Genomic DNA, 3,329 nt, shown 5'->3' on the forward strand with positions numbered 1-3,329 from the left:
GCGGGCGGGGCGGTCGGCGGAAACAGGGAGGCGTCGGACATCGGCCGGACCCTGCCAGTCCGGCGCGCCGCGGTCTAGGTCAACAGGGCCTTGAGCACCGCGTCCAGTAAGGGACGGCCGGTCGCAGTAGCGGCGATGCGGCCGCCTTTCTGGCTCAGAAAGCCGTCGGCCAGCAGATCGGCCAACCGACCCTCGTCCGCCGACAGCCCCAGCCGCTGCAGCAGGGCCAAAGGTACGCCCTCGACAGTGCGCAGCCCCAGCAGCACGCGCTCCTCGTCGGCGTCCTGCGGCTCCAGAACCTCGCGCTCGGCCCAGGGCGATCCGGCGGCGACGCCCGCGACATAGTCGCCGATACGGCGCTCGGCCACGGTGGCGAGCCGCCCTTCGTCCAGGGTCAGCCGCCCATGCGCCCCCGGCCCCAGACCCAGATAGTCGCCGCCGCGCCAGACATGCAGGTTGTGGCTGGAGCGCGCAGCCACGTCGCGGGCGTGGTTGGACACCTCATAGGCCTCAAACCCCGCCGCCTCGAGCGTCGTCTGCGTGGCTTCATAGAGGGCGGCGGCCAGATCCTCATCCGGCGGCGACCAGGCGCCGCGCGCCACAGCCCGGCCGAAGGCCGTCGTCCCCTCGATGGTCAGCTGATAGGGCGAGACGTGCTCGAACCCCAGATCCAGCGCCGTGGTCAGCTCGGCCGTCCAGTCGGCGACGCCCTGGCCCGGCCGGGCGTAGATCAGATCGATGGACAGGCGCGGAAAGGCCCGCGCGGCCAGGGCGATGGCGCGGCGCGCCTCGGCGGCCGAATGGTCGCGGCCCAGAAACTTCAGCGCCGCATCGTCGAACGACTGCACCCCCATCGACAGGCGGTTGATCCCGGCGTGGGCCAAGACGGCGTAGCGCCCGGCCTCCGCGTCGGTGGGATTGGCCTCCAGGCTGATCTCAATATCGCCAGAAGGGGGGAACAGCGCCCTGGCCCGCGCTGTCACCGCCGCCACGGCGTCGGGCGGCATCAAGGACGGCGTGCCCCCGCCGAAGAAGATCGAGGCCAGGGCGCGCGGCCCGACCAGGGCGGCCTGCGCCTCCAAGTCGTTCAGGATGGCCTGCGCCAGCTCCGCCTGCTCCTGCGTCCGCCCCCGGTCGCGCACCACGTTGAAGTCGCAATAGGGACAGATGCGCGCGCAGTAGGGCCAGTGGACGTAAAGGGCGATGGAGTCTTTTTCGTCCCTATCGCCGCCCTCGCGGAGGGCGGCTGCTTGAGGGACAGATTGAGGCTCGCCCCGATCGCCGCCTTGGCGCAGGGCCGCGGCTCGTGCGGCGGTCCTCTCAGTCAATCAGCGCCGCCTTGAGGCGGGCGAAGGCGCGGGCGCGGTGGCTGAGGGCGTCCTTCTCCACCGGGTCCATCTCGCCGAACGTGAGTTCCGAGCCTTCCGGCCGGAAGATCGGGTCGTAGCCGAAACCGCGATCGCCGCGCGGCGGAAAGACCAGCTCGCCGTCGATCCGCCCCTCGACCACCACGCAGGGGCCGTCGGGCCAGGCCACGGCCAGGGCCGAGGTGAACCAGGCGCGGCGGTCGGTCGAGGCGATCTCCTCCAGCCGCTGCTCGACCTTCTTCATGGCCAGATCAAAATCCTTGGTCGGCCCGGCCCAGCGCGCGGAATAGATGCCCGGCGCCCCGTCCAAGGCCGCGACCGACAGGCCGGAATCATCGGCCAGGGCGACCTCGCCCGAGGCCTGGGCCGCATGGCGCGCCTTCAGCATGGCGTTGCCGACGAAGGTGGTCTCCGTCTCGTCCGGCTCGGGCAGATTCAGCTGTCCGGCGGTGACGATCGTGTAATGTCCATCAAGCAGCGCTTCGATCTCGCGCGCCTTGCCCGGATTGTGGGTGGCGGCGACGAGCCGCATCCCCTTGATCAGCTTGAGATTCATGGCGCGACCTTAGTCCCGTCCGATCCATTGCGAAATGGTAACATCGTTAAACGATATGTAAGTTGGCTTTCGTCGGCGCACGACCTATCTTCATTTTCAAGGACGGACGGCCGCACCGTTCAAACGAGAGAAACATCTCGCAACAATGATCCAGCGGCACAACAGATACGCACAAAAAACGTGCATTGATGGAGAGACCGATATGCAAGCCATGCACAAGACCAATCTGATGGACCGTCTGGCGCACAGCCTGGGCAACGCCTTCCTGCTGGCCTCGCTGCCCGTCGCGGCGATCGCCCTGATCATCCAAAGCTTCTGATCGCTCCAGCGAGCGAGGGGGCTTTGACGATCGCCATGAACGCCGTGAAGAATAGAGCCGTGCGCGGGTCGGCCGGACCCGCCGCGGCGACGGCGCCCCTGTCCCCGGCCTGAGACGCCCGATGACGCGCTTGCGGAAACCGAAACCTCTCGGCCATCAGACCCCGCTGCGCGCGCCTCATTTCCGCACCCCGTTGCGCACCCTGGGCCCCGGCTCGGTCTCCAGCCTGCTGAAGATCGCCCTGGACGTGGCCTATGTGGTGATGATCCTCGTCACCGGCCTGCTGCTGCTTCTGTGGGTCGCCTCGATCTTCATCCCGATCGACAATCTGAACGTGACCGTCTCGGACGGTGCGGACGGTCGCGAGATGCCGCTGACCCGTCCGCTGCTGCTGTTCGCCCTGGGCGCCCTGAGCGCCTATTTCGGCGGTTTCCTCATCATCCTGCGCCATCTGCGCAAGATCTTCCGCACCCTGACCCTGGGCGACCCCTTCCAGCCGGACAATGTGCGCCGCCTGCGCCATGTCGGCCTGATCCTGGCCGTCGTCACCGGCGGCGTGTGGATCGTGCAGGGGCTGGTGGCCTCGCGCCTGGCGCCCGGCGTCATGGAGCCGCAAGGGATCAGCGACCTGCTCACCCCCGTCTTTTCCGTCCTGGTCGTCTTCGTCCTGGCCGAGGTGTTCCGCGAGGGCGCGCGCCTTCGTCGCGAATCCGAACTGACGATCTGATCGAGAAACGCTAAAGCTCACCTCATGGCCATCCGCGTCCAACTCGACCGCATCCTCGCCCAGCGCCGCATGTCGCTGACGGAGCTCGCCGACCGCGTCGGCGTGACCGTCGCCAACCTGTCCATCCTCAAGACAGGCAAGGCGCGCGCCGTGCGTTTCTCCACCCTGGACGCCCTGTGTCGCGAGCTGGACTGCCAGCCCGGCGACCTGCTGGCCCATGAGCCCGGTCCGCCGGACGCCTTCGACGACGAGGGCTGAGCGTGGCCCGCCCCCCTTCGGGCAAGGGACCGCCGAAAGCCGCGACCGGCGACGACGACAAGCGCATCTGGAACCGGGTGACGTCCACGGTGACGCCGCCCG

Annotated in this window: 4 protein-coding genes; 2 read left to right on the forward strand and 2 right to left on the reverse strand. The window is 68.6% G+C overall.

What is annotated here, in order from left to right; all coding sequences use genetic code 11:
* Positions 1–74: 74 nt before the first annotated feature.
* Entirely contained in the window at positions 75–1,205 is a 1,131-nt protein-coding gene (gene hemW / locus B2Y21_RS15150; protein ID WP_292060666.1) for a radical SAM family heme chaperone HemW, read from the reverse strand.
* Positions 1,206–1,320: 115 nt separating this feature from the next.
* Entirely contained in the window at positions 1,321–1,923 is a 603-nt protein-coding gene (gene rdgB, locus B2Y21_RS15155; RefSeq protein WP_292060661.1) for an RdgB/HAM1 family non-canonical purine NTP pyrophosphatase, read from the reverse strand.
* Between the two features lie 440 nt (positions 1,924–2,363).
* On the opposite strand from rdgB, the gene B2Y21_RS15160 reads away from it, so the two are divergent.
* Positions 2,364–2,969 carry a DUF2975 domain-containing protein gene (locus tag B2Y21_RS15160; RefSeq protein WP_234287892.1) on the forward strand — a complete coding sequence of 202 codons (606 nt, stop codon included), beginning with the start codon at positions 2,364–2,366 and terminating at the stop codon, positions 2,967–2,969.
* Positions 2,970–2,993: 24 nt separating this feature from the next.
* Positions 2,994–3,227, forward strand: a complete 234-nt coding sequence (locus B2Y21_RS15165) for a helix-turn-helix domain-containing protein (RefSeq protein WP_003166522.1) — start codon at positions 2,994–2,996, stop codon at positions 3,225–3,227.
* Positions 3,228–3,329: the final 102 nt, after the last annotated feature.

This window comes from Brevundimonas sp. UBA5936, from assembly GCA_002430835.1.
Taxonomy (GTDB): domain Bacteria; phylum Pseudomonadota; class Alphaproteobacteria; order Caulobacterales; family Caulobacteraceae; genus Brevundimonas.